The following is a 23218-nucleotide window of genomic DNA, read 5'->3' on the forward strand; positions in this document are numbered from 1 at the left end:
AGGTATTCGATGCAGTGCATGTGGTGTGATTCAAACCAAGCAGAAGAAGCGAAAATGACGGGATATTGGGAATTGCCTGATGGCTCACGAGCAATCGAAATAAAGGAAATCCCCTCTGTTACATGCCCGGATTGCGGCATGGAATATCAGGAGGAAACGCTTGTTGAAGAAATAGAAGACCAGATGATGTTAATTGATACAAAACCGCTGCCGAATTCGCTCACGTTCAAAGAACTGATGGATGTGCCGCGTTTTCTGAAGCGGAATTACTTCAAGTTGTAAATATTAAATGTCGGAAGGGCCTATCTTGACAAACCTTCACTTTATTTTGCCATAACAGAAAACTATTCTGACAAAGGTGCAGTTAATTTTAACAAAACCAATAATTACTTTGACATTTTATTAAATCAAGTCCATTTCCAACATCACGAAGCGGGGAAGCGGCGATCATCTCGCTGCTTTTTCCGACATAGGAAAGAGGTGTTATATAGCCATGGCCAAAGAATCTCATCTGATCAAACCATTACTTGGAGCATCATACCCGGAAGTTGCGTACGGGAAAGGGATCTATTTGTATGATACGGAAGGTAACCGATATTTGGACGGCGCATCTGGTGCAGTCACAGCCAATATTGGGCATGGTGTTGTTGAAATCATTGAAGCGATGAAGGAACAAGCGGAAAAGATCTCATTCTCCTATCGATCACAATTTACGAACCGTCCGGCAGAAGAACTCGCAGACAAACTTGCACAAATGGCGCCTGGAGATCTCGATTACACGTTTTTTGTGAACAGTGGGTCAGAAGCGACCGAAACGGCGTTGAAAATTGCCGTTCAATATTGGCAGGAAAAAGGACGCAAGGACAAAGACCGTGTCGTTTCTAGGTGGACCAGTTACCATGGAATTACGCTCGGGGCTCTATCGATGTCCGGACATGTCCTGCGCCGTAATCGATTCGCATCTTTACTTGCAGATTATCCGGTCGTGTCACCACCGTATTGCTATCAATGCCCATTTTATGATACGTTCCCGACTTGCGGAATGAAGTGTGCTAACGAGCTTGAAACAGCCATCCAGCGGATTGGAGCAGATAAAATCGCCGCTTTCATTTTCGAGCCGATCATCGGGGCAGCGGGTGGAGCGATCGTCCCGCCGGAACCTTATTTCAATCGGATAAAAGAAATATGCCAGCATTATGAAATCCTGCTGATCGCTGACGAGGTCATGACAGGTTTCGGCCGTACGGGGAAAACATTTGCGATGGAGCATTGGGGCATTGAACCGGATGTCATGGCACTCGGAAAAGGCCTGAGTGGTGGGTACACGCCGATTGCTGCGACGATGGTGTCGAAGCATATTTATCAAACAATCGAGAGTGGATCGAAAGTAATCATGAGTGGCCACACTTTCAGTGGGAATCCGCAATCCGCAGCGATAGGCCTTGCTGTTCTCAATTATATTGAACGCCATCAAATCATCGACCATGTGGCCCAGCTTGAGCCATATGTTGAAAAAGAACTTTCACAGCTTTCACACCGTTATCCGGTCATCGGGGATGTGCGTGGCAAAGGGATGATGTGGGGGTTTGAATTTGTCAGCAACCCTGATACGAAAGAATGCTTCCCAATCCACACTTTCGTTACCGAGCGGATCATCAAGAAATGCTTTGAGAAAGGGCTGATCGTCTATCCGGCAGTCGGTGGTATCAATGGAACGGCTGGTGATGCGATCATCGTCGCGCCACCACTAATAATCAGTAAGGAAGAATGGAAGTTTTTATTATCGACACTAGAAGAAGCGATCGCTGAAATCAGCCAGGAACTCGACCAAGAGGGACTTCTGCAGCATCGCTCGATCAGTTAGGGGGAGGACTGCTTGAATCCGAATATTCCTTCAAAAGTTGTCAATATGGAAGACCTTGCTTCACATTTTAAAGATGGAATGACCTTGATGTGTGGTGGATTTGGTGGAGTTGGTGCTCCTCCGAGCCTGATCAATTTCATTTTGGATCTAGGAACGAATGACATCGAGTTGATTTCGAACGACGTCGGTTTCCCGTGGATCGGGCCAGGCAAGCTGATCACCGAAAAGCGGGTCCGACGCATCGTTGTTTCACATATCGGTTCAAATCCGGAAGCCGGCAAGCAGATGCATGATGGTGAACTTGATGTTGAATTTTATCCACAAGGGACATTGGCTGAGAAAATTCGTGCAGGTGGCATGGGGCTCGGCGGTATCCTTGTCGATGTTGGTCTCGGGACACTTGTTGAAAAAGGAAAGCAGAAGGTGACGGTTTCAGGTCATGAATATATGATCGAGCCGGCACTTACTGCGGATGTATCGATCGTATACGCGAAGGAAGCGGACGTTTACGGCAACCTCACCTATGATAAAAGTGCCCGCAATACGAACCCGCATGTTGCGACCGCTGGAAACATTACGATCGTTGAGGTAGAACGGATCGTTGAAGCAGGTGAACTTGATCCGGAATGTATCGTCACACCAGGGGCATTCGTCGATTATGTCGTACCAAGTAAAGGGGTGGATTGGCAATGGGTTTGGGAGCTGAAACGCGCAGACGGATCGCCAAACGTGCCGCACAAGAAATAACCGAAGGGATGATCGTCAACCTTGGCATCGGGATTCCGACGTTAGTAGCTGATTATCTGAAACCAGAACTAGGTGTGATGCTGCATACGGAGAACGGCATCCTCGGGATGGGGCCTTCTCCTGCCGAAGGGACGGAAGACGGCCACCTATCCAATGCTGGTGGTTATCCCGTAACATTGATTCCTGGTGCTTCTTACTTCGATAGTGCTACAGCATTCGGAATCATCCGCAAAGGGTATCTCGACATGACGATCCTGGGTGCACTTGAAGTGAGTGAAGAAGGAGACATCGCCAACTGGATCGTTCCGGGAAAACGAGTCCCTGGAATGGGTGGTGCCATCGACCTCGCACAAAAAGCGAAGAAAGTGATCGTTCTCATGAACCATACGAATAAGGATGGCGGCTCCAAAATCGTCCATCGCTGCCGTTTGCCACTTACTGTCCAAAAAGGCGCGAATATGATCATCACCGAGATGGCGGTTTTCGAAGTGAATGACAACGGCCTCGAACTGATCGAAATCATGCACCCATACTCACTAAAGGAAATTAAAGAAGCAACAGAAGCGACATTCAAAGTCAGCAGGACTTTGACGATCAATTCTTGAAAATTACATAGTAGGAAGGAGGCGATTGGTGTTGCAGGCGAAAGTGAAACAGTGGATCGACCATAACAAAGATGAAGCAACCAGATTGCTACAGAAGCTAGTCCAAGAAGGTAGTGTTCAAGAAAACGAAGAAGGTGTCCAGAAGTTAGTCCGGGATCATCTTGAAAAATTAGGTCTTGAAGTCGATTATTGGATTCCGTATGAAGATGAGTTCTTGAATCATTCATATTTTTGTGCAACAAGAACAGATTTTTCTAAAAGTCCGAATGTAGTCGGAACCTGGAAAGGCACAGGCGGCGGGAAATCGATCGTTCTTAACGGTCATATCGATGTCGTACCGGCAGGGGATCTCAATCAATGGGACTATGATCCTTACAGCGGTCATATTGAAAATGGAAAAATGTATGGACGAGGCGTCACCGACATGAAAGGCGGTAACCTTTCTCTTTTACTCGCGATCCAATGTTTGAAAGAGTCAGGGGTCAAGCTGAAAGGTGATGTCCTTTTTCATAGTGTCATAGAAGAGGAAAGCGGCGGGGCAGGGACGCTTGCAGCTGTATTACGAGGATATACAGCAGATGCAGCCCTCGTTCCTGAACCGACCAACATGAAAATCTTCCCGAAACAGCAAGGATCCATGTGGTTCCGCTTGAAGGTGTTCGGTGTGTCGGCACATGGCGGTACACGTTATGAGGGCGTCAGTGCGATTGAAAAAGCGATGCCTGTCATCAAGACGATCCAAAAGCTTGAAAAAGTACGCAATGACCGGGTGGACGACCCGCTTTATGCGAAAACACCGATCCCGCTGCCGATCAACATCGGTAAAATCCAGGGCGGCAGCTGGCCATCGTCTGTACCGGATGAAATTTTAATAGAAGGTCGTGTCGGAGTCGGTCCACAGGAAACATTAGAAGATGTGAAGGCGGAGTTTGAAGATGCGATGAGAAATATTGAAGACGAATGGTTTGAAAAACATCCTGTCCAAATCGAATGGTTCGGTGCACAATGGCTTCCGGGGTCAATTGATTTAGAACACGAACTGATGGGGATTTTACAACATCGATTTAAAGAGGTACTCGGAACTGAACCAGAAATCGAAGCCTCACCCTGGGGGACAGACGGCGGCCTGTTGACACAAGTCGGCAACACGCCATCAATCGTCTTTGGACCTGGTGTAACCGCTTATGCCCATTACCCGAATGAATATATCGAGCTTAAAAAAGTGTTCCAGGCAGCGGAAATTTTTGCCCTCGTCATCTACGACTGGTGCGGCGGTGAATGATACGATTTAGAAAGACTTCATCTTACGCAGGTGAGGTTTTTTTAATTTGCCTTTTTTAAAGAGTGATATTTTTTTAGGAAACTTTCTAAAGCGAAATTTGCGACACTCCAGCGGGAAATGCGAGACCCCGCAGCGAGGAACGAGCGAGGAGGCTAGCGGATCGCCCGCGGAAAGGGAGGGAAATTTGCATAAATCAACAATGACATTAACAAAGCGTTTAATTTGAAGAATACTAGAAAATATAGATGAATACTCCTAAAAAATAGTATTTATGGTAGTATGATGAAGGAGGGGGTAGAAAGAAATCAATAGAAACATAGTAGTGAAAAAGATCATCCCTATCCTATTGGTCTTAGCGGGATTTCTTTTTATAAGTGAACATATACAAAAACAAGAGAACGTCACTGGAAATGCAGATGAGAAGGATTTCACCGTCGTTGATACATATGAAGAGGTCAAATTATATGAGCAAACAACTTCAGGCTATGGTATGGAGATACTAAAGAAAGCCGAACAACATGGCTTGATACAAACGTTTGATAATAAAACCATACCTGTGATGGGAAGTAAACGCACGGTCCAGATTCATGAAGCTTGGAGCAACAATCATGAGGTTTACCTTTTATATAGTGCGAATCTATTGCTTCCGGATCAGAACCCGAAAGACGTTCCGTATCTCGATGTTGGGGGACTTACTCTCCATCATCAAAATGGAAAATCGATTGACATCCCTGCCGATTTTTATAGTACGAACGAGATTGAAAACCGTACCCGTTACACCAACGACGGTTTCGTTTATAACGACAGGATGTATCGTAGCATATGGATTTAACCAAGGCTGTATGATGCTTATGAAGAAGTGTTGAGTTGGAGCGATTCAAAGACTGAAGATAAACATGAGGTATTCGAAAAGAACTTACAAGAAGTCAATAACATAACGCTTTCTACACTTCAACTGAATGATAGCGGCCTAAAGCAACCACTCGAAGATGTGTCAATCCAAAATGAGTTTCATGAAGAAAAACAATTTCCTTGAAACCATTGAGATCGATCACACTTTATCACTAGATGAAGAAAATGAATTAGATTTAAAACGGCTCGAAATCCTTCTACACCAAAATCGCCTGTATGTTGATGTGAAACCCGATGAGAAACGATTCTCCAATTATTCTTATCAATTCAACGGAAGGGACTACTGGTCTGAACTTTACTATGATGAAAAAGGGGAAACATACCTCTGGGCTGACGAGACCAATTCCAAAGTCGAATTGCAAATAAAATTCAATGGTGCAATGATCCCGACAGATGAAGAAATTCAATTCGAAATCACTCAAGATGATATTACGGATTTCAAACATCAGTAGACGACCGATTCATCATTTTTGGATTTCCATCGGGATATTGGGACTTTGTCCAGCGGACTATCCTTCAAATTAAACGGTATGGATTTTGAAAATTCAGATCAAAATTTCGTGAAAATTTTTGTGACGATGGAAAGTGGTGGGGAAGATCATGGTCAATTTTGGTTCCGCGATTATTTTGGTGTCCATATGCAAAAAGAACAGAGCCAAGAATCTAAACGGATCGAATCCAATGCCTATATCGACGTCAAAAACGACAAAGGTGAGTCCTGTTCAGTTACTTGGAATCAGTGGACACTCTACTCCAAAGGAGAGTTCATTCGAAATCGCAATCGAAACAGCCGATTTCATGGAGTCTGACGGATTGTCATTCCGGATGTTCCATTTTTCAAAGCCGGTAAAATTCAATGCTGAAGAAATCACGATACCACTAAAAAAATAGACTGATTGTAAGCTTAAACCGTTGTGAGGGGGAAATGATGAAAGGAAAAAGTAAATACATCAAAATCATCCCAGTTATCTTGATTTTGATAGCATTCATTTTTATAACCGATAAGTTCCAGGAAAAAGAACGATCTTCATTTGCGGTTGATAAGGAAAAATTCGATGTTGCCGAGAATGAAAGTGAACTGAAAGAGAAGTTAAGTAAAATTGTCCCAAATTACAATCCTGAAGAATTCGAACTGATTGATAAATATGACCTTATGACGGAAATCGATGATGTTGAAGTGAATATCTTAGAGGAACAGCGTAAGTTCAGAGTTGACTCTGTATGGAACGAAGACATGCGTCTACTGGTAACATACAGTCTGGATTTATCACCATTTGATGAAGACCCGGAAGATATCCCATTCTTGAAAGTGAATCGATTGGCCTATCATTTGGATGGAAAAGAGCCATTTGAACTGGCGGTGGGAAGTAGAAACCAGCCAGGAGCCACCTTTTGGCATCATGATGGTGTCGTTTATAAAAATCGCCTATATCGCCGTACATGGCTTGAACCTGAATTTAGTGAAAAAAAACATCAAGAATTTTCTAAGTGGATAGGAGTCCAACAAGCCCATACATACAATGCAGAAGCCATCACAAATATAAATAAATTCGAATTAGGGGACATCCAATTAATCCAAAAAACTAAAAATAATAGTGAAAAATCCTATGCGATCGATGATCTCTATGTTAATTATGATTTCAAAAGCTGGAACCCGTTATTAGAAAAGAAGCCGATCAATGAAACTGTAACTTTAAGGAAAGATTCGAAAATTACGTTCACGGATTTCGAAATGAGGCTGCATTTCAGCCAGCTGAACGTGGACTTGGATTCCCCTTACGAATTCACAAGATTAAATTATAAATACAATGATCATATAGACTTTGCTCCACTCCAATCCGGTCCTGATGGTCAACGGTTTATCGGGCTACCGCATTATCAACAGATGAACTTTTTAGATACTGAGGAAATTAACTTGAAAATTTTAGGTGGTTCATTTCCGACTGATGAAGAATTATCGCATGCCATTACTCCAGAAGATCTAAAAGAATTTCGTAACCAAATAGAGGCAGGATCAGACAGTATTGAAATTAATCGTGAAATTGGCCAGGTGAATGGGATTGAATTCAAGTTGACGAAATTAGGTAAGAATGTTCATGGACCAAGGGAATATGAATATGGATTTTTCATTTCAATAAAAGCGAATAAGGAGATGCAAAATCTTCATTTAAATAATTACACGGAATTTCTAGAATTTCGAAAAGAGAATCCAGACACTCCTTTTTATGGGGAAGCACAAGCGTTCTATGAAGTTACAGATCAAAATGGCAAATCAGTAAAGTCACGGGGGGAGTACTCTCATTGGATTGAATCAGATGAAGATAGGTTCGCCCAGGAACAATATTTCGGTATCGAAAAAGAGGATTTCGATCAACTTGATGAAATAAATATAAGATTGTTGAATATACCAAGGTATATCGAATTTGATGAAAATGAACTAACAGTTAATTTAAAGAATTAAAAAGCACCTTTTTTACGGGTGCTTTTTTCTACGATAAAAATGGGTTTTGTGATGACCGTGCACGAGCTTGAAACGTTTCCTCGTTATCAATCAAGCCGCAAGCTCCGCATTGAACACGATATTGCGAGCCCTGGTAAGGCATATGAAACACTTCCAGGTTATCGTTGGAGAACTCCTCAACGACATCACCAGATTGCGGATCCAGCTTTACACCTTTTGGAATCTGTTCAATCACATTGAAGCGGGTTCGATTTGTTTTACAGCCTGGACATAAATAAGGTCCACTCATAACGAACACCTCCTATCTTTAGAATGACCAAGAAAAAAAGAATTATGAACAGCAAATGGTCCATACTAAGAAAAAACATAAGTCAGGAGGGTTGAATGATGGGCAGACAAAAGAAAGGGAACGCCAACGCACAACGCAACAACAATGCTAAAAAGATGGAAGAACGCTCAAAAGCAGCCGACATACCAAACTATGCAGATAGCGAAGTTAAAAAGATGCAAAGTGAATAATGTTGTAATTTTCCGAAAAACAGTGTTAGTTTAGGTAAAAAGACGTATTATAATAAGACTGAGTAAAACGTATTGGTGGGAGACAAGTGAAATGCATTTCAAAAGTGGACACTTGGAAATGTGTGGAGTTACGAGTGCAACCGACCCGATCTGTTTAAAGATGGGGTTTTTTGTTTGTTTATCTTTTTAGTAACTAGAAAGAAATTCATTTTAAGCAGAAACATAAAAGTTGAATGAACGATTCCCGTATCGAAAGCATAGACAAAGAATGGGTTGCACTGATCCTCCGAAGCCAAAAAGCTTGGACTATCAAAGCAGAAGTCCAAATCTTCCTCAGAGCAATACATGAAGTAAAGTTAAAAACAGTAACGAAATAACCCCTTATTAAACTTGATGGCCGATCATCAAGTTTTTTAATGAAATTATGTTCATTTTAAAGAACGTAACCTATTTTAAATGATGTATGTATTTAGGCCAGTTCTTTAAAAGAAATAGTAAAAAAGTTGAAAAAGTAAGAAAATTAAAGGAATAGGAAGGTAATTTAAGAATAATTTCTTTAAAACGAACAATATGACTGATTCCACAGGTTTTCACGTTCGTTATATAGGTATATAATCCAATCATTTAACGTTCTTTAAAAAGAACATTAAATTTCCAACCTATCAGAAAAGTAGGTGAAATGGTTGCTTGAACTACCTAGTAGAAAAAGAAGAACGCGGAGTTCGCCAAATAAATTGAAGAAAAAATTTAGACTAATCCTTAATTTCACATTAATGCTTTTTATTTTCTTCCTATTTGGTTTTACCGTTCAGAATACTTATTCATTCTTTAGCGATTCAAGTCAAGTAAATGGAACGATAACAGCAGCAATTGATTTTTGCGCAGATAAAACTTATAAAAAATCCCATAAAGAAATCTGTAAAGATAATGCGGGGATAGGAAATGGACCGGAAAATGGTGACGAGGATACTGGGAACCATACAGATCCAGACAATCCAGGACATAACAATGATGATTGTGATGATCACACCAGCGCCTCTTGTTCAGAAAAAGGTAAAGAAAAAGACAATACCGATAATTCAAGCACTGAAGAACTGCAACAAGATACGGAACAGGAAAGTTCAGATAGTAAATCGGATGAGACTGAAACAAAAACAGATACTAGTAATCAATCTGATGACGTAAAAGAAGAATCTAATACACCAGCTAATTCGGCTTCAACAGAGACTGAAGAAGCAACAACAACGAGCAATAAATCAGAACCAGAAAATAAAGAAAATGAAAATGGTGAAAAAGAAGCAAATCAAGAAGTTGAAAAGAAAGCTAAATCAACTGATAAATCAGAATAAACGGAGTGATGCATATGAAAACAGTTTTAAAATGGATCAGTAACATTACCTCATGGTTATTATTTGCAGTATTCATTGTGATGATTTTCATGGTGGTAAGTACAAAGGCTTCGGGTGGGGAACCGAATTTCTTCGGTTATCAACTAAAATCAGTTTTATCTGGATCGATGGAACCTACATTTGATACTGGATCTGTTATTATAATCGATCCGTCGGTCAATAAGGAATCTTTAAAAAAGGATGACATCATTACCTTTAAGGAAGATGCTGAAAAATTAATAACTCATAGAATTTTTGAGGTTAAAAAAACGGAGAACCATGTACAGTACATCACAAAAGGAGACAACAATGATGGAGTGGATCTAAATCCAGTACTATCAAAAAACGTTGTCGGTAAATATAACGGTTTCAACATTCCTTTTCTAGGATACTTTATGAACTTTGCAAATTCAAAGCTCGGTACGGCCATACTGTTAATCCTACCAGGAGTACTGTTGATAATATATTCAGCTTACTCGATCTTGAAAGCAATTAGAGAAATTGAGGTACCCAAAAAAGAAGAGTCTGGTACCACATCAAGTAATTAGTTGTGTTGAATTTCCGCTATTGCGGATTCAAAATAAAAACTTTACATACCCAAGTGGGTGAAGGAGGAAAAGGGAAAATATGAGTATTAAGAAGAAGTTAGGTTTGGGCGTAGCATCAGCAGCACTAGGATTAGCATTAGTTGGGGGAGGGACTTATGCATACTTTAGTGACACAGCCGCAGCAAGTAATACTTTTGCGGCAGGTAAATTAGATCTATCAGTTGATCCAACCACAATCATTGATGTAGACAACTTAAAGCCTGGAGATACTATGATTCGTTCTTTGGAACTTGTTAACGGCGGTACATTGGATATTAAGAATGTTGTCCTAGATAATGCTTATACTGTTAATGATCATGGATCCAATAACACTCGTGATTTGGGTGAGCATATTCGAGTTAATTTCCTCTTTAATGTTGATAAGTTAGACGTACCAGTTTATTCAACTACTCTCGCTCAGCTATCTGCGATGTCTCCTGAAGCAGTAAAAGATACATGGGAGCATATCTTCGGAGATAGATGGGGTAGCGAAGGGTTAGTGGCAGGTTCTAGTGATTTACTTTACGTGCAATTTGAATTTGTTGATGATGGTAGTGATCAGAATGAATTCCAACAAGATTCATTGAATCTCCAATGGACATTTACTGGTAACCAAACTGATGGTGAAGAAAGATAACTTCAATATTCTTGAATGATGGGAAGGTGGGATCATCCCACCTTCCTATTATTTAGTATGAAAAATGAGAAACTCCTTATCCAATATAAAATTATTATAGAGGAGTCATTGTCATAATGGTTAAAAAAATACTAATACAATTAGTAATGATATATAGCGTAGTCATGTTAGTGAATGTTTTCTATCAGCCTGTCATGAATACTGGTGCTGACGAGAGTCCTTCAGTGATAGATATAAGTACTTCTCCTGCTAACTATTTGTTTGATATTAAAAACTTAAAACCAGGGGATTGGGCAGAACGAAAAATTATTATTGAAAACGATGGAAATGTAGATTTTAAATACAACACATTGGCAAAGTTTAAAGAGGGATCTGAAAAACTTTATGAACAGTTAGAAATGAAAGTTCAAGATCAAGACGGTCATATTTTATTTCAAGATAAACTTAGTAAATTTGGAAGTTTAGCTGAACGGGAGCTAGCCCATCACAATAGTGAAGAGTTCGTTGTCACTGTCACTTTCCCACCTGAATCTGGAAATGAATTTCAAGGGTTAGATACATCGTTCGATTTAGTTTTTACTGCTGAAGGTAACAAAGAATCCGTGCCTCCAAAAGATACTGAAATACCAAGTGAAGGTGGTTCACCAAATGAAAAGACACCTCCATCTAAAGATGGACGCTTACCACAAACAGGAGAATCCAATCCAATTTGGTATTACTTATCTGGAATCATGTTAGCTGGTTTAGGTGTCGGTATCATGCGTAAACGCTTGAATCGTGATCGACCTCGAATCCGGTTAAGAAGGTAGTCATTATGAGATTGCTTCTAGGATTTTTCATATTTCTCATCGGTGTCGGAATCACTATCTTTCCTTTCCTAAAGTCACAACACAGCCTCTATCAACAGGATCAGTTACTTGAAGAGTGGAATCAAGCAGACTCATTTAAAGCTGAACAGAGTTTCACTTCGTTATCAACGGTTTATGCTTCAGATACGGAAAGTACAAAGGCTCCTTCTAGTGGTGAATTGGTTGGTATGGTTGAGATTCCTGGAATCGATGTCAAATTACCAGTTTTAGAAGGAGCTACCTTATCTAATCTAAAGAAAGGTGCAGGACATTTGGAAGGGACTTCTCCCTTAGGTCAGGCAGGGAATTCTGCTATCGCTGCACACCGCAGTTATACGTACGGGAAAGACTTCAACCGTCTAAACGAAGTGAAGCCCGGTGATGAAATCATAATAAAGACAAAAGAAAAAACATACACATATATCGTATATGACTTAACTAGAGTCCTTCCAGAAGACACTTCTGTTCTAAAATTAGATCCTTCCGAAAACATTGTTACTCTCATTACCTGTGACCCGATGAAAGATCCTACTCACCGCTTGATAGTTCAAGGGACACTTAAAAATCCATAAAGAAAAGGGGGTTTACCCATGATTCGCAGATTGAATGGTGATTATATCTCTTATATCAACAACCGAAAGATCAGTCTTAAATACCATAATGACGACATCGGCGAAATTTCAATCAATAACCACGTGATGGGAAAGTGCCCGTATTCATACACGAAATATGTAATCGAAAAACTAGAACAGAAAAATAGAAACCTTAAGATCTTCATTCAGGATGATGAAATTCTATTTAGGGAATTAAAAGTAGGTACGTTGATTGATATTAAAACATAACAATGAACTATTAGAGGGTGGGATCCTACAGATGTACTTATGGAGCAAGATTAGGGATGCAAGGTTAGAGCGGCAAATTTCGGTCATTGAACTAGCTGAACGTGTACAAATTACCGAAGCTTACATATTAAATTTAGAGAATGGAAAAATACAAAACCCCTCATTCTTTAAAATGATGAGGGTTTCGAAGGAACTAGGTTTGGATTTGTATGAACTGGAGGAGTTATTCGTAGATCCAGAGTGGTTAAAACTTATGAAAGAGGCTATAGAGCTAGGTTTATCAAGGAAAGAGATTCGTAACTTCATTTTTCAACAAAAAGACATGAAACTTGGAGCAAAATAAAAGCACTGCTAAACAGTAAATGTTTGCGGTGCTTAATTATTGTCTTGTTGTTTTTTCCATTTGTTGTACTCTAGGAAACTTCTGAATTCTTCTTTCGATACTCCGGATTCCATAGCTTCTTGTACTAGTTTCATCCATCCTTGGTCCAGATCGTCAGACTCAACATCAACAGAGTCATGCAATAAACTGTCTAGAGGAACATTCAATACATTAGAAATTTTTTCTAGGAATTGGATAGAAGGATTGGTTTGTAGATTGCGTTCAATTGAGCTCAAGTAGGATTTCGCGACTCCAGCTCTATCAGCAAGTTCGGACAATGACATCCCTTTTTGATTTCTGTAGTGTTTAAGACGATCCCCGATCATTTGTGAACTCCTTTAGTATAATTAATTCAATTATACCATAAACAATCTGAAAAAATAGCTTATGTATGCGGGTTTATGCCTTTTGCTCCAAGGATTTTATTGGGAATTTTCCGATAAAATCCCTTATTTCATTCTTCGTCAAACCAACTTGTTTTGCGACCTTCATTAATTCAATCCATTCAACATCCAATTTTTCTCGATCTTGAAGCTTTTCCACTCATACATTCCCCCTACAAAGTATACTTCCTCTTGGTAGACCAGCCATCGTAGTAAAGAATACCTTAGATCTGTGACTTTGCGTCCCCGCCTTTCGATGGGTTTGCCTTTTGAACAGGAGGGTATTGTGCCCAGATAATACTTATATAATAGATGTTGCATAATACAAAGGTTGTAGGATTACGCTGAAAATAAGTTCTAATTTTGTCAAAACTTCAAAAAATTACGACAAAGTACCTGAATGTGCGAGCTTACAAGGAAAAGATATACAAAAAAATGTGATAAAAGTTTTATTTAGAAAAGTTTGTTGTTCTATTACGATCAGTTGTACTACCTAATCCTTTCCGAAAAATAACACTTATAAAAGAATAGCATCGAACTTTACAAAAAAACTATTCCTCGATATAATTAAGTTCCTGCATTGTTAGTGACACGTTTATGTCTTAAACCGATGACATGACAAAGGGAACCTTATATCTCGATCTAGACGTCATGCCGCAACTTCGGAAGCGGAAGACGAACGGATTGATGCGGGTACCCACCTACTAATGTGGGTTTATGAGTCATGAAGTGTCACGGCAAGTGCGGGGATTACATATTAAAACAAGCTGGCTCCAAGAGTACGCAAACTCGAGAGCCAGCTTTCTTTTTTAAGAATTAAGAAAGTATAAAATTTCATAGAAACACTGTCTAGCTCCAGCACCCAGCCACTTGAATCACTTCAGCCCTACTGCGGCGGCGACAGCCTCCTCGTTGGACTTCCAGTGACCTTCTTGGCTAAACAGGGGCACTTACGCTTTTCTTTTATGCTACAATGGTAAAAGGATTTTGACGGGAAAAGGGGATGGGAACATGGAAAACCGTTTTATCATAATTGATGGTTTCAATTTGTTGAGCCGATGTTATTTTGCGACAAGTTACGGCCGTGAAGATCATGAACTGACGAAAAACAGCCAGGGTTTATACACGAATGCGCTTCGGGTTAAAGTGCAGAAGCTATTAAACCTGATCGAGATGTACAACCCTTCGCATATTGTGATTGCGTGGGACGTGAAGCGAGAAGAAACGCTGCGTCGTCAGCGCTTTCCAGATTATAAGGATACGCGCAATGAATTGCCGGAGCCTTTGATCCAGCAATACAATACGATAACCGAGCTTCTCGATATCGTCGGGGTAACTCAATTGACGATCAGTCCATACGAAGCAGATGATATCATCGGAACGTTGTCGCGCCGGTGGTCAGAGGAAATGGATGGGGAGTGTTTTATTTATAGTAATGATCGCGACTTGCTTCAGCTTCTTACCAACAAAGTTTCGCAAATCATTGCTAAGAAAAAAGAAGAAAATGCATATACCCTCAAACATTTTACCGATGAATACGGGATTACGCCAGCTCAGTGGATCGATGTGAAAGCATTGTTAGGTGACAAAAGTGATAACATTCCCGGTGTTCATGGTGTCGGTGAAAAGGCGGCACTGCCGATGATCCAGCAATACGGAACGGTTGAAGCGATTTACGAAGAGGAGGAACTTGATCCGATCTTCAAACGCTATTTGAAAAAGATTGCGGCTGGGCGTGAAATGGCATTTTTAAGTAAAGAGCTGGTCACCATCGATACGGAGATTGGGATCTTGAAAGAAACACCATGGGATGGTTTCTCCCTGAGACTGGATCGCGACAAATTAAGAGGAGAAGTGGAACGACTCGAATTGCGTGTTAGAATGTAAGATGAAACCTCGCTTTAATATAGCGGGGTTTTTTAGTTGTCTAAGAAAACAACCTCGGCTATCATTATAATTATAAGAATTTTCAGATCGCAAGGAGGGCAATATGGATATAAAAGAAGCGACGATCGGATTTATCGGTACAGGGGTAATGGGAAAAAGCATGACAAAAAACTTGCTTGATGCGGGTTATGAGGTTTTGGTCCATACGAGGACCAAGTCAAAAGCCGAAGAACTCCTGGAAGCAGGAGCGGTGTGGAAAAATTCAGTAGCGGAACTTGCTTCAGAATCGAATATCACTATAACGATGGTCGGTTATCCGCATGATGTAAAAGAAATTTATTTCGGAGAAAACGGAATCCTCGAAAATGCTAAGTCTCATTCTTACGTCATCGACATGACGACATCAAGCCCGATGCTTGCCAAAGAAATCTATGAACAAGCATTGACGAATAAAATCTTCGCATTGGATGCTCCGGTTTCAGGCGGGGATATCGGTGCTCGAAATGGTAAACTTGCCATCATGGTCGGTGGAGATCCGGAAGTCTTTGAGGCAGTCAAGCCGATTTTTGAAGTGATCGGGGGGAATATCATCCTACAAGGAAAAGCAGGCGCAGGCCAGCATACGAAAATGTGCAACCAGATCGCGATTGCCTCCAATATGATCGGCGTTTGTGAAGCGATCGTCTATGCGGAAAAGGCAGGGCTTGATCCAACAAAAGTTTTAGAAAGCATTACGACAGGGGCTGCTGGAAGCTGGTCGTTGAGTAACTTGGCTCCTCGGATGATCGCAGAGGATGACAAGCCTGGCTTCTATATCAAACACTTCATCAAAGACATGACCATTGCCTTAGAGTCAGCTAAAGAAATGGGGATGACAACTCCTGGATTGGAATTATCGCTTTCACTTTATAAATCCCTGGCTGAAAAAGGAGAGGAAGACTGCGGGACTCAAGCTTTGATCAAATGGTACCAAACTCAGTAAAAAAGCCTCTCTTAAATAAGGCGCTGTCATAGCAAAGTTCTTTAAGCGAAATTCCTGACACTCTTGCGGGAAAAGCGAGCCAGGCAAGACCCTGGGACAAGGCTCGAGTGAGGTGGCTTGCGAACCGCCCACGGAAAGGGAGGGAATTTCGAAAAAATCATCATTGAAGAATAACAGAGCCTTAAAAAAGCGGAAAGGTTATTTTATCCATTCAACTGAATTGCTGAACGGGCGAGCTTATCTGCGTTTTTATTTTGCGAACTTGGAATCCATTTGATGAAAAAGAGATCAAGTTCATCTTTTAAAAGAAGGATCTGTTGGAGAAGAGGCTGATACAGATTCTTCTTTACGTATTCTTTATCGACGGCTTGCTCGACAAGCTGGGAATCAGTTCGGAAGGAAACGATCTTATATTGTTTATTGATACAAATTTTCAAAGCATGGATGACGGCATGGTATTCGGCTTCATGGTTGGTCATCGTCCCGAGTGGGATCGAATAGGATTCGGGTCCATCCGGTAACCCTTTGATAAAAATGCCCGCACCAGAGGGGCCGGGATTTCCAGAGCTAGCACCATCAACGTATACATCTATCATACTTATCACCTTTTTTATTGTTAATCCTAACGTTTATCTTATCATAGAAACCGGGTAAAAGTACTCCATATCCCCAGTGGATAAGAGTACGGCCTTCAAGAAGGTTATTACAACGAATCTTATTTAAAAGGAGGTTCAGATGATGAGGCTGTCGAATAAACGTATATTGGCTTTTGTAGAAAATGACTTTGAGGACCTTGAACTATGGTATCCTTTACTCCGTTTGCGGGAAGAAGGAGCCACGGTGCACCTTGTCGGTAAAGAGGAAAATAAAACGTATAAAGGGAAATATGGTGTTCCGGCAGTTGCGGATTACAGTTATGATGATGTGAACTACTATGAATACGATGGTGTTCTCGTCCCTGGCGGATGGGCACCTGATAAATTGCGCCGTGATTCAAAAGTGTTGGAAATCGTGCAGTATATGGACAATCAGAAGCGGGTGATCGGACAAATCTGTCATGCTGGATGGGTTCTGATTTCTGCTGATATATTGAACAATAAAGTGGTGACGAGTACCCCTGGAATCAAGGACGATATGAGGAACGCTGGTGCGGAATGGCATGATGAATCCGTCATCGTAGACGGTCATCTTGTTTCCAGTCGAAGGCCGCCTGATCTTCCAGATTACTTGCGGGAACTGATCTCAGTTTTAGAAAATGGAAGCACAAGAGATTAACCACTCCACTGTGAGTGGTTTTCTCTTGGTATATTAACAACCTGTCCATCAATAAAATAAAACAAGAAATGGAATACTTAAAGTGGAAGTTAGATTTAATTTAAAGCATATGGGAATTATTTCGGTGCAAATCCGGATTAATTTATAGCAAACTAAAAATATTTCGGTGCAAGTCCAGGTTATTTCAGAGCAGATCCGGAATATTTCATCAAATTGCAGGAGTGAGTCATGTGGAAAGAAGGGTTGTGACAGAAGAAATTGAATGGACGTTGAATACGTTCTGCCGCGATTGTTTTGTCCGCGATGCGTTCAAGAAAGATTATGGGAAGAACTATGCCCAGAGTTTTTGTAATCGTGACTGCAGTGTCGGAAAGCGTCTTCAAGCACTTGGAGAATCTTTATTACAATATAAGAAAGTATGAATACTTTATTAAGTATAAGTGAACGAGCTGGTTACTTCGGAAGCAACTCTCCGCACGAAGGAAAAGCATTTGCTTTCTCGAGGGGCTAAGGCTCAGCCGTCGCCACAGGCTTGGCATTGCCAAGTTTTCTTTATCGAAAAGTGTAGAAAAATAGCTAAATTCTGAACCTTTTGCTTCATTCTCTCTCGTTTATGATAAAATAAGAGTATCACTTTTCATAAAAGGGTAGGGCTTAGGGCATATGCGAATTGATTCTACGGGTGAATTTATCCAGTTTTTAAGCAGCAAAGGCATTCATTTGACAGAAAATCATATTGCATTCATCTATTTCGGAAAAAAATACACAGATTCGCAAGATGAGGTTGTGAATGTGGCTATTGAAACGACCTTGAAAGTCCAGGTCAAGTTCGATGGCAGCTATTATATTGCCTTGTTAGAGGCTATGAAACAAGCCGATGTTAACAACTATTTTGAGGCAAAACGGTTTGTACGGAAGAAGCAAATCGTACCGACTACTTTACATATACAGAAACAGAACAGCATTTAACAAGATGCTGTTTTTTCAATGTACGTAAGGAAAGTATATAATACTTTCTTCAGTATTAGCGCAGCTAAAGCTCAGCTTTCGACAAAGGCTTGGTAAAGCCCGAGTTTTCTTTATGAGGAGAGAAGTGTATGGAACAGATTCGAGCAAATATCGAAACGATAGTAAGAGAAAGATTGAAGGACGATCACACAGGTCATGATTGTAGCCATATCGAACGGGTACGGTCACTTGCTTTGCATATCGGAAAAATCGAAGGAGCGAACCTGTTGATATGCGAACTTGCTGTGCTGCTCCATGATTTGATTGATGATAAGCTTGTAGACGATGAAGAGAAGGCATTAAAGGAGGTCACTCAAGTTTTATTGAATGAAGGTTTGCCAGAAAATGACATCGATCACATTGTGGAAATCATCACGACGATGTCGTTTAGCAAGGGTACGAAAAAGGGAATGCGGACATTGGAAGGACAGGTTGTGCAAGATGCGGATCGGTTGGACGCGCTCGGTGCGATAGGGATCGCCCGCACATTCATGTATGGAGGTTCGAAGGGTGAGGCCATGCATCTGCCGCATCTTCCACCAAGAACGGAACCTATGACAAAAGACGAATATAGATATGGGGATAGTTCCATAATCAATCATTTTTATGAAAAACTGTTCAAGTTGAAGAATCTGATGAACACAAATGCAGGACGAAAGCTGGCAGAAGAACGTCACCATTATATGGAAGATTTCATCGAGCGATTTTTAGCCGAGTGGGATGGACGTAAGTGAGCACGACAACATTTTTAAATCATAACATGTCCTGATAATTCACGACAAAATAAAAATTATCACGACAAGATTGAAATGTATCGTGGCGTATCAATAAAAAAGGACTCCGCCACTCGAAGTCCTTCCACTACTTTTGTTTATTATTCCGCTGGCCGTGGCCCAGCGTCCATGTTGGAGTTTTCTTCCGTCATGATCGGACGGACTGTGGCATCATCATCGACTCGCACTTGACAGGATAACCGGAAACCTTCCTGCAGTCCTTTTCGTGAAAAGGCTTCTTTTTCAATATCTGTCAGTTCGCCGAAATCGCCTGCTTCCACTTCCACACGGCAAGTCGTACATTTGGCTTTACCACCGCAACGGTGGAGGATGTTGATTCCATTGTCCTCAAGTACTAATACGAGTTTTTTACCTTTTTCAACTTCAAATGTTCCATGGTCTGGCACTGTAATCTTTGGCATGATCTTCCTCCTTAGAGATGAATTACCTATAATTATACAATACTGTTGCCTTTAATTCCTAAAGTTAAACTGTAAACTTACAGAGGAGTGATTACCTGATCTATGAAGAAGACTCTTGATCATATAGGCATTGCAGTCCGTGATATCGATGAAGCGCTCAATTTTTATGTAGGCATATTGGGTGGAGAAGTCGAACATCGATATACAAGTGAAGCGCCAGGAGTTGAGGTTCATGTAGCGGCTGTCCGAGTGGATGGAAATCTAATCGAATTGCTCCAGCCAACTTCAAATACGTCACCTGTAGCTCGTTTTATCAGGCAAAAAGGTAAAGGCGTCCACCATATCGCTTATTGTGTCGATGATCTTGACAGAGCGATTGAAGAAGGTAAAAAGCAGGGAATCCGTTTCCTTGGAGATACCTACCGAACGAACCAGCTTGGACGACGGTTGATTTATCTCAATCCGATTTCAACAGAAGGTACAATCGTAGAATTTTGTGATTATCCACATCAATCATTTTGATATAATGGGAAATAATAATGACAAAGAACGTAAAGGAAGTTGGTAAATTGAATTCATTAGAAGCTGGAAATATTGTTAATCTGATAGTCAGTCGTAAGACAGAATTAGGATATATGCTGACGAATGCGAATAGAGAAGAGGTCTTTTTGCATAGCTCAGAAACTGAAAATGATTTGGAAAACGATGAAAAAGTGAAAGTGTTCCTCTATCACGATCATAAAGGGCGGCTGGCGGCAACAACGACCATGCCATTTATCGATATGAACAGCATTGCGTGGCTGGAAGTCGTAGGTGTGAAGCATAATTTAGGTGTTTTTTTGAATATAGGTATCAAGAAGGATGTCTTGCTTTCAAAGGATGATTTACCGGCCGAACGCTCATTATGGCCAAAAGAAGGGGACAAGTTATACTGCGGACTGCGTACGGATAAAAAGGGAAGGCTGTTTGCGGACCTTGCTACGAGTGAAGAAATCGAGACACTTTCTCAAGAAGCGCCTGAAAACCTTCGAAATCAATATTTGACTGGTCATGTCTATCGTTTCAAGGAACAAGGGGCGATGATTTTTACGGATGACCGTTATATCGCTTTCCTGCATGAAGAAGAAGCAGATACAAAACTGCGTCTCGGTCAGCGATTACAAGTGCGAGTCACTTTCGTCCGTGAAGACGGCAGGATGAACGTATCCCTCAAAGCACCCAAAGAGATTGCGTATGAAGAAGATTCTCAGCGTTTGATCGATTATTTGGAGCAGAACAGTGGATTCATGCCGTATCATGACAAATCTGGTCCAGAGGAGATCAAAGAAGTATTTGGGCTTTCTAAGGCAGCGTTCAAAAGAGCGATGGGTAAATTGATGAAAGAAGGAAAAGTGAAACAGTCATCTGAAGGAACAGAACTTTTACAGAAATAGTAAAAATTTCCTTCATTTTTCATGAAAGTGCTTTCATTTTTCGGAGAGTATTGTTATCGTAATAAAGGGCGTCGTAATCGAATATACACTGCAAATTAATAAAAGAGTCATGTGTACTTAGATGATGGAGGGATTGTCACGTGGTTGAGAACACGAAAGTGAAGACTGACATTGAAATTGCACAAGAAGCAAAGCTTTTACCGATAAAAGATATTGCTGAACAATTGAATCTATCAGAAGAAGAGTGGGAGCCATACGGACGTTACAAAGCGAAAATCTCACTGGATGTGATGGATCGCTTGAAGGATACAGCTGAAGGAAAAGTTGTCCTGGTCACATCAATCAATCCTACATCTGCCGGGGAAGGTAAATCGACGGTGACAGTTGGACTTGGCCAAGCACTTAATAAAATCGGAAAGAAGACGTTGATCGCTCTACGAGAGCCATCCCTTGGCCCGAGCATGGGAATAAAAGGCGGAGCTGCTGGCGGTGGATATTCTCAAGTGATGCCGATGGAGGAAATCAACCTGCATTTCACTGGGGATCTGCATGCGATTACGACAGCAAACAATGCGTTGTCAGCGCTGATTGATAACCATATCCACCAGGGAAATGAACTGAACATCGATACACGCCGTATCGTTTGGAAGCGTGTCGTCGATATGAACGACCGTTCACTGCGTAACGTCGTTGTCGGCCTTGGCGGTCCTGTTCAGGGGGTTCCACGTGAAGATGGTTTCGATATCACCGTCGCTTCTGAAATTATGGCCATCTTCTGTTTGGCGCAAAACATCGGAGACCTGAAGCAGCGTCTTTCCAGGATGGTTGTCGCATATGATACCAACAAGCAGCCGGTGACGGTCAAGGATCTTGGTGTCGAAGGTGCGCTTACCCTTCTTTTAAAAGATGCGATCAAGCCGAATCTTGTTCAGACATTGGAAAGTACACCAGCGTTGATACACGGCGGTCCTTTCGCAAACATCGCACACGGTTGTAACAGCGTCATCGCTACAAAAATGGCGTCAAAACTAGGTGATTATGTTGTCACAGAGTCTGGATTCGGTGCCGACCTAGGAGCTGAGAAGTTTCTTGATATCAAAGCGAGGTATGGAGAAATTGATCCGAACCTTGTTGTTGTAGTGGCGACGGTTAGAGCTTTGAAGATGCACGGTGGAGTTCCGAAAGATCAGTTAGGTGAGGAGAACCTTGATGCACTTGCAAAAGGGATGGTGAACCTCGAAAAGCACCTTGAGACTGTGAAAGCTTTCGGCCTGCCTTTTGTTGTAGCGCTTAACCACTTCGTGAAAGATACAGACCGTGAAGTCGAGTTCGTCAAGGAATGGTGTGCGAAAAACGGCGTGGAGGTTGCGGTTGCGAAGGTATGGGCTGACGGAGGGCAAGGTGGAGAAGAGCTTGCGCAAAAGGTTGTCGATATGATCGAATCGGCAGAAAACAACTATAAGCCACTTTACACGCTCGAACTGCCGATTGAAGAAAAAATCGAAACGATAGCTCGTATTGTTTATGGCGCTGAGGGTGTAGACTTCTCCAACAAAGCGAAGAAACAATTGAAAGAATTTGCGGGGAACGGATGGGATAACCTGCCTGTATGTATGGCGAAAACACAATATTCATTGTCGGATGATCCAACACTGCTCGGACGCCCTAAAGGATTCAGAATCCAGATCCGTGAGTTTCGAGCGTCGATCGGTGCAGGGTTTATCGTTGCATTAACCGGTAATGTGATGACGATGCCCGGTTTACCGAAAAAGCCAGCGGCATTGAATATGGATGTGAATGACGAGGGTCAAGCTGTAGGTTTATTCTAGGATCGACGAATGATAAATTGCGAATTTCGGCGTTACTTGGCTTTTCCGGTCCTCATGTATTAGACCTATACACTCTGGTCCTCAAAACCATCGTGCCTTGAACTTCTTGTTTCTAATTCGCCGACAGTCGACGAAGGATAAACGGCGGATTT

32 protein-coding genes, 1 other RNA gene and 1 riboswitch are annotated in these 23218 nt (G+C 41.4%); of the genes, 28 read left to right on the top strand and 5 right to left on the bottom strand.

Translation table 11 applies throughout. The annotated features are described in order from the left end of the window. Window positions 1–9 precede the first annotated feature (9 nt). The 9 genes from ACJROX_RS15725 to ACJROX_RS15765 all read left to right on the top strand — a co-directional run bounded on the left by ACJROX_RS15725 (window position 10) and on the right by ACJROX_RS15765 (window position 7871). Window positions 10–282: a YokU family protein gene (locus ACJROX_RS15725; protein ID WP_408006160.1), complete on the top strand. Its 273-nt coding sequence runs from the start codon at window positions 10–12 to the stop codon at window positions 280–282. A gap of 211 nt (window positions 283–493) precedes the next feature. After that, complete coding sequence (locus ACJROX_RS15730; protein WP_408006161.1) at window positions 494–1864, top strand: aspartate aminotransferase family protein; 1371 nt, start codon at window positions 494–496, stop codon at window positions 1862–1864. Between the two features lie 45 nt (window positions 1865–1909). Further along, window positions 1910–2611, top strand: a complete 702-nt coding sequence (locus tag ACJROX_RS15735) for a CoA transferase subunit A (RefSeq protein ID WP_408011679.1) — start codon at window positions 1910–1912, stop codon at window positions 2609–2611. Further along, window positions 2554–3216, top strand: a complete 663-nt coding sequence (locus ACJROX_RS15740; RefSeq protein ID WP_408006162.1) for a 3-oxoacid CoA-transferase subunit B — start codon at window positions 2554–2556, stop codon at window positions 3214–3216. Before ACJROX_RS15735 ends, ACJROX_RS15740 begins: the two co-directional genes overlap by 58 nt. Before the next feature lie 25 nt (window positions 3217–3241). Continuing rightward, the gene (locus ACJROX_RS15745) at window positions 3242–4498 is read left to right on the top strand and encodes a peptidase (protein WP_408006163.1); all 1257 of its coding nucleotides are present in this window, start codon (window positions 3242–3244) and stop codon (window positions 4496–4498) included. A 322-nt stretch (window positions 4499–4820) separates the two neighbouring features. Next, the gene (locus ACJROX_RS15750) at window positions 4821–5330 is read left to right on the top strand and encodes a hypothetical protein (RefSeq protein WP_408006164.1); all 510 of its coding nucleotides are present in this window, start codon (window positions 4821–4823) and stop codon (window positions 5328–5330) included. 181 nt (window positions 5331–5511) lie between these two features. Continuing rightward, window positions 5512–5862 (top strand): hypothetical protein, encoded by a 351-nt coding sequence (locus ACJROX_RS15755; RefSeq protein WP_408006165.1) that lies wholly within the window; start codon window positions 5512–5514, stop codon window positions 5860–5862. A gap of 108 nt (window positions 5863–5970) precedes the next feature. Next, window positions 5971–6219, top strand: coding sequence for a hypothetical protein (locus ACJROX_RS15760; protein ID WP_408006166.1), 249 nt, complete (start codon window positions 5971–5973; stop codon window positions 6217–6219). A gap of 119 nt (window positions 6220–6338) precedes the next feature. Beyond that, window positions 6339–7871 (top strand): hypothetical protein, encoded by a 1533-nt coding sequence (locus tag ACJROX_RS15765; RefSeq protein ID WP_408006167.1) that lies wholly within the window; start codon window positions 6339–6341, stop codon window positions 7869–7871. Window positions 7872–7899: 28 nt separating this feature from the next. Here the strand turns inward: ACJROX_RS15765 and ACJROX_RS15770 are convergent, their stop codons facing one another. Next, window positions 7900–8160: a DNA alkylation repair protein gene (locus ACJROX_RS15770; RefSeq protein WP_408006168.1), complete on the bottom strand. Its 261-nt coding sequence runs from the start codon at window positions 8158–8160 to the stop codon at window positions 7900–7902. Between the two features lie 98 nt (window positions 8161–8258). On the opposite strand from ACJROX_RS15770, the gene ACJROX_RS15775 reads away from it, so the two are divergent. The 9 genes from ACJROX_RS15775 to ACJROX_RS15815 all read left to right on the top strand — a co-directional run bounded on the left by ACJROX_RS15775 (window position 8259) and on the right by ACJROX_RS15815 (window position 13035). After that, window positions 8259–8390 carry a hypothetical protein gene (locus ACJROX_RS15775; RefSeq protein WP_408006169.1) on the top strand — a complete coding sequence of 44 codons (132 nt, stop codon included), beginning with the start codon at window positions 8259–8261 and terminating at the stop codon, window positions 8388–8390. A gap of 233 nt (window positions 8391–8623) precedes the next feature. Continuing rightward, complete coding sequence (locus ACJROX_RS15780; RefSeq protein WP_408006170.1) at window positions 8624–8767, top strand: hypothetical protein; 144 nt, start codon at window positions 8624–8626, stop codon at window positions 8765–8767. Window positions 8768–9124: 357 nt separating this feature from the next. Further along, entirely contained in the window at window positions 9125–9739 is a 615-nt protein-coding gene (locus tag ACJROX_RS15785; RefSeq protein WP_408006171.1) for a hypothetical protein, read from the top strand. Window positions 9740–9753: 14 nt separating this feature from the next. After that, window positions 9754–10326, top strand: a complete 573-nt coding sequence (sipW, locus tag ACJROX_RS15790; protein WP_408006172.1) for a signal peptidase I SipW — start codon at window positions 9754–9756, stop codon at window positions 10324–10326. Window positions 10327–10405: 79 nt separating this feature from the next. Beyond that, a complete protein-coding gene (locus ACJROX_RS15795; protein WP_408006173.1) occupies window positions 10406–11002 on the top strand; it encodes a TasA family protein in 597 nt (198 codons plus the stop codon). A 116-nt stretch (window positions 11003–11118) separates the two neighbouring features. Then, window positions 11119–11811 carry an LPXTG cell wall anchor domain-containing protein gene (locus ACJROX_RS15800; RefSeq protein ID WP_408006174.1) on the top strand — a complete coding sequence of 231 codons (693 nt, stop codon included), beginning with the start codon at window positions 11119–11121 and terminating at the stop codon, window positions 11809–11811. 5 nt (window positions 11812–11816) lie between these two features. Continuing rightward, entirely contained in the window at window positions 11817–12422 is a 606-nt protein-coding gene (locus ACJROX_RS15805; protein WP_408006175.1) for a class D sortase, read from the top strand. Between the two features lie 18 nt (window positions 12423–12440). Next, the gene (locus tag ACJROX_RS15810; protein ID WP_408006176.1) at window positions 12441–12692 is read left to right on the top strand and encodes a hypothetical protein; all 252 of its coding nucleotides are present in this window, start codon (window positions 12441–12443) and stop codon (window positions 12690–12692) included. A 31-nt stretch (window positions 12693–12723) separates the two neighbouring features. After that, on the top strand, window positions 12724–13035 hold the full coding sequence (locus tag ACJROX_RS15815; RefSeq protein WP_408006177.1) for a helix-turn-helix domain-containing protein: 312 nt from the start codon (window positions 12724–12726) through the stop codon (window positions 13033–13035). 32 nt (window positions 13036–13067) lie between these two features. Here the strand turns inward: ACJROX_RS15815 and ACJROX_RS15820 are convergent, their stop codons facing one another. Together ACJROX_RS15820 and ACJROX_RS15825 are read right to left on the bottom strand one after the other, a co-directional pair. Further along, window positions 13068–13400 carry a helix-turn-helix domain-containing protein gene (locus ACJROX_RS15820; protein WP_408006178.1) on the bottom strand — a complete coding sequence of 111 codons (333 nt, stop codon included), beginning with the start codon at window positions 13398–13400 and terminating at the stop codon, window positions 13068–13070. 73 nt (window positions 13401–13473) lie between these two features. Beyond that, window positions 13474–13617 (bottom strand): anti-repressor SinI family protein, encoded by a 144-nt coding sequence (locus ACJROX_RS15825; protein ID WP_408006179.1) that lies wholly within the window; start codon window positions 13615–13617, stop codon window positions 13474–13476. 31 nt (window positions 13618–13648) lie between these two features. Further along, window positions 13649–13734: riboswitch (cyclic di-GMP riboswitch) on the bottom strand. 292 nt (window positions 13735–14026) lie between these two features. On the opposite strand from ACJROX_RS15825, the gene ssrS reads away from it, so the two are divergent. The 3 genes from ssrS to ACJROX_RS15840 all read left to right on the top strand — a co-directional run bounded on the left by ssrS (window position 14027) and on the right by ACJROX_RS15840 (window position 16326). Further along, window positions 14027–14211, top strand: a non-coding RNA gene (gene ssrS / locus ACJROX_RS15830) — 6S RNA. A gap of 257 nt (window positions 14212–14468) precedes the next feature. Then, a complete protein-coding gene (locus ACJROX_RS15835; protein WP_408006180.1) occupies window positions 14469–15344 on the top strand; it encodes a 5'-3' exonuclease H3TH domain-containing protein in 876 nt (291 codons plus the stop codon). Window positions 15345–15447: 103 nt separating this feature from the next. Beyond that, window positions 15448–16326: an NAD(P)-dependent oxidoreductase gene (locus ACJROX_RS15840; protein WP_408006181.1), complete on the top strand. Its 879-nt coding sequence runs from the start codon at window positions 15448–15450 to the stop codon at window positions 16324–16326. Between the two features lie 203 nt (window positions 16327–16529). On the opposite strand, the gene ACJROX_RS15845 is transcribed toward ACJROX_RS15840, so the two are convergent. Next, window positions 16530–16922, bottom strand: a complete 393-nt coding sequence (locus ACJROX_RS15845; protein ID WP_408006182.1) for a reverse transcriptase-like protein — start codon at window positions 16920–16922, stop codon at window positions 16530–16532. A 142-nt stretch (window positions 16923–17064) separates the two neighbouring features. Between ACJROX_RS15845 and ACJROX_RS15850 the strand changes: the two genes are divergently transcribed. The 4 genes from ACJROX_RS15850 to ACJROX_RS15865 all read left to right on the top strand — a co-directional run bounded on the left by ACJROX_RS15850 (window position 17065) and on the right by ACJROX_RS15865 (window position 19343). Continuing rightward, window positions 17065–17601: a type 1 glutamine amidotransferase domain-containing protein gene (locus ACJROX_RS15850; RefSeq protein WP_408006183.1), complete on the top strand. Its 537-nt coding sequence runs from the start codon at window positions 17065–17067 to the stop codon at window positions 17599–17601. 230 nt (window positions 17602–17831) lie between these two features. Continuing rightward, window positions 17832–18023 (top strand): zinc-finger domain-containing protein, encoded by a 192-nt coding sequence (locus ACJROX_RS15855; protein WP_408006184.1) that lies wholly within the window; start codon window positions 17832–17834, stop codon window positions 18021–18023. A gap of 241 nt (window positions 18024–18264) precedes the next feature. Then, window positions 18265–18570 carry a DUF6123 family protein gene (locus ACJROX_RS15860; protein ID WP_408006185.1) on the top strand — a complete coding sequence of 102 codons (306 nt, stop codon included), beginning with the start codon at window positions 18265–18267 and terminating at the stop codon, window positions 18568–18570. A gap of 128 nt (window positions 18571–18698) precedes the next feature. Continuing rightward, the gene (locus tag ACJROX_RS15865) at window positions 18699–19343 is read left to right on the top strand and encodes an HD domain-containing protein (RefSeq protein WP_408006186.1); all 645 of its coding nucleotides are present in this window, start codon (window positions 18699–18701) and stop codon (window positions 19341–19343) included. A gap of 140 nt (window positions 19344–19483) precedes the next feature. Here ACJROX_RS15865 and ACJROX_RS15870 read toward each other — a convergent pair whose 3' ends face one another. Further along, the gene (locus tag ACJROX_RS15870) at window positions 19484–19804 is read right to left on the bottom strand and encodes a 2Fe-2S iron-sulfur cluster-binding protein (RefSeq protein ID WP_408006187.1); all 321 of its coding nucleotides are present in this window, start codon (window positions 19802–19804) and stop codon (window positions 19484–19486) included. A gap of 102 nt (window positions 19805–19906) precedes the next feature. Between ACJROX_RS15870 and ACJROX_RS15875 the strand changes: the two genes are divergently transcribed. From ACJROX_RS15875 to ACJROX_RS15885, 3 genes are all read left to right on the top strand, one after another. After that, window positions 19907–20326, top strand: a complete 420-nt coding sequence (locus tag ACJROX_RS15875) for a VOC family protein (protein ID WP_408006188.1) — start codon at window positions 19907–19909, stop codon at window positions 20324–20326. A 17-nt stretch (window positions 20327–20343) separates the two neighbouring features. Continuing rightward, complete coding sequence (locus ACJROX_RS15880) at window positions 20344–21237, top strand: S1 RNA-binding domain-containing protein (protein ID WP_408006189.1); 894 nt, start codon at window positions 20344–20346, stop codon at window positions 21235–21237. A 140-nt stretch (window positions 21238–21377) separates the two neighbouring features. Then, on the top strand, window positions 21378–23066 hold the full coding sequence (locus ACJROX_RS15885) for a formate--tetrahydrofolate ligase (RefSeq protein WP_408006190.1): 1689 nt from the start codon (window positions 21378–21380) through the stop codon (window positions 23064–23066). The last annotated feature ends 152 nt before the right edge of the window (window positions 23067–23218 follow it).

The sequence above is a fragment of the Pseudalkalibacillus sp. A8 genome (genome assembly GCF_045920555.1).
Taxonomy (GTDB): Bacteria; Bacillota; Bacilli; order Bacillales; family Fictibacillaceae; genus Pseudalkalibacillus.

Bases quoted from the DNA above. Each gene is read 5' to 3' on its own strand.
- ACJROX_RS15730 (WP_408006161.1), top strand. From the start codon at position 494: ATGGCCAAAGAATCTCATCTGATCAAACCATTACTTGGAGCATCATAC.
- ACJROX_RS15780 (WP_408006170.1), top strand. From the start codon at position 8,624: ATGAACGATTCCCGTATCGAAAGCATAGACAAAGAATGGGTTGCACTG.
- ACJROX_RS15860 (WP_408006185.1), top strand. From the start codon at position 18,265: ATGCGAATTGATTCTACGGGTGAATTTATCCAGTTTTTAAGCAGCAAA.
- ACJROX_RS15815 (WP_408006177.1), top strand. From the start codon at position 12,724: ATGTACTTATGGAGCAAGATTAGGGATGCAAGGTTAGAGCGGCAAATT.
- ACJROX_RS15765 (WP_408006167.1), top strand. From the start codon at position 6,339: ATGAAAGGAAAAAGTAAATACATCAAAATCATCCCAGTTATCTTGATT.
- ACJROX_RS15805 (WP_408006175.1), top strand. From the start codon at position 11,817: ATGAGATTGCTTCTAGGATTTTTCATATTTCTCATCGGTGTCGGAATC.
- ACJROX_RS15865 (WP_408006186.1), top strand. From the start codon at position 18,699: ATGGAACAGATTCGAGCAAATATCGAAACGATAGTAAGAGAAAGATTG.
- ACJROX_RS15870 (WP_408006187.1), bottom strand. From the start codon at position 19,804: ATGCCAAAGATTACAGTGCCAGACCATGGAACATTTGAAGTTGAAAAA.
- ACJROX_RS15875 (WP_408006188.1), top strand. From the start codon at position 19,907: ATGAAGAAGACTCTTGATCATATAGGCATTGCAGTCCGTGATATCGAT.
- ACJROX_RS15725 (WP_408006160.1), top strand. From the start codon at position 10: ATGCAGTGCATGTGGTGTGATTCAAACCAAGCAGAAGAAGCGAAAATG.
- ACJROX_RS15735 (WP_408011679.1), top strand. From the start codon at position 1,910: ATGGAAGACCTTGCTTCACATTTTAAAGATGGAATGACCTTGATGTGT.
- ACJROX_RS15795 (WP_408006173.1), top strand. From the start codon at position 10,406: ATGAGTATTAAGAAGAAGTTAGGTTTGGGCGTAGCATCAGCAGCACTA.
- ACJROX_RS15845 (WP_408006182.1), bottom strand. From the start codon at position 16,922: ATGATAGATGTATACGTTGATGGTGCTAGCTCTGGAAATCCCGGCCCC.
- ACJROX_RS15850 (WP_408006183.1), top strand. From the start codon at position 17,065: ATGAGGCTGTCGAATAAACGTATATTGGCTTTTGTAGAAAATGACTTT.
- ACJROX_RS15840 (WP_408006181.1), top strand. From the start codon at position 15,448: ATGGATATAAAAGAAGCGACGATCGGATTTATCGGTACAGGGGTAATG.
- ACJROX_RS15770 (WP_408006168.1), bottom strand. From the start codon at position 8,160: ATGAGTGGACCTTATTTATGTCCAGGCTGTAAAACAAATCGAACCCGC.
- ACJROX_RS15800 (WP_408006174.1), top strand. From the start codon at position 11,119: ATGGTTAAAAAAATACTAATACAATTAGTAATGATATATAGCGTAGTC.
- ACJROX_RS15880 (WP_408006189.1), top strand. From the start codon at position 20,344: ATGACAAAGAACGTAAAGGAAGTTGGTAAATTGAATTCATTAGAAGCT.
- ACJROX_RS15755 (WP_408006165.1), top strand. From the start codon at position 5,512: ATGAAGAAAAACAATTTCCTTGAAACCATTGAGATCGATCACACTTTA.
- sipW (WP_408006172.1), top strand. From the start codon at position 9,754: ATGAAAACAGTTTTAAAATGGATCAGTAACATTACCTCATGGTTATTA.
- ACJROX_RS15740 (WP_408006162.1), top strand. From the start codon at position 2,554: ATGGGTTTGGGAGCTGAAACGCGCAGACGGATCGCCAAACGTGCCGCA.
- ACJROX_RS15820 (WP_408006178.1), bottom strand. From the start codon at position 13,400: ATGATCGGGGATCGTCTTAAACACTACAGAAATCAAAAAGGGATGTCA.
- ACJROX_RS15810 (WP_408006176.1), top strand. From the start codon at position 12,441: ATGATTCGCAGATTGAATGGTGATTATATCTCTTATATCAACAACCGA.
- ACJROX_RS15775 (WP_408006169.1), top strand. From the start codon at position 8,259: ATGGGCAGACAAAAGAAAGGGAACGCCAACGCACAACGCAACAACAAT.
- ACJROX_RS15835 (WP_408006180.1), top strand. From the start codon at position 14,469: ATGGAAAACCGTTTTATCATAATTGATGGTTTCAATTTGTTGAGCCGA.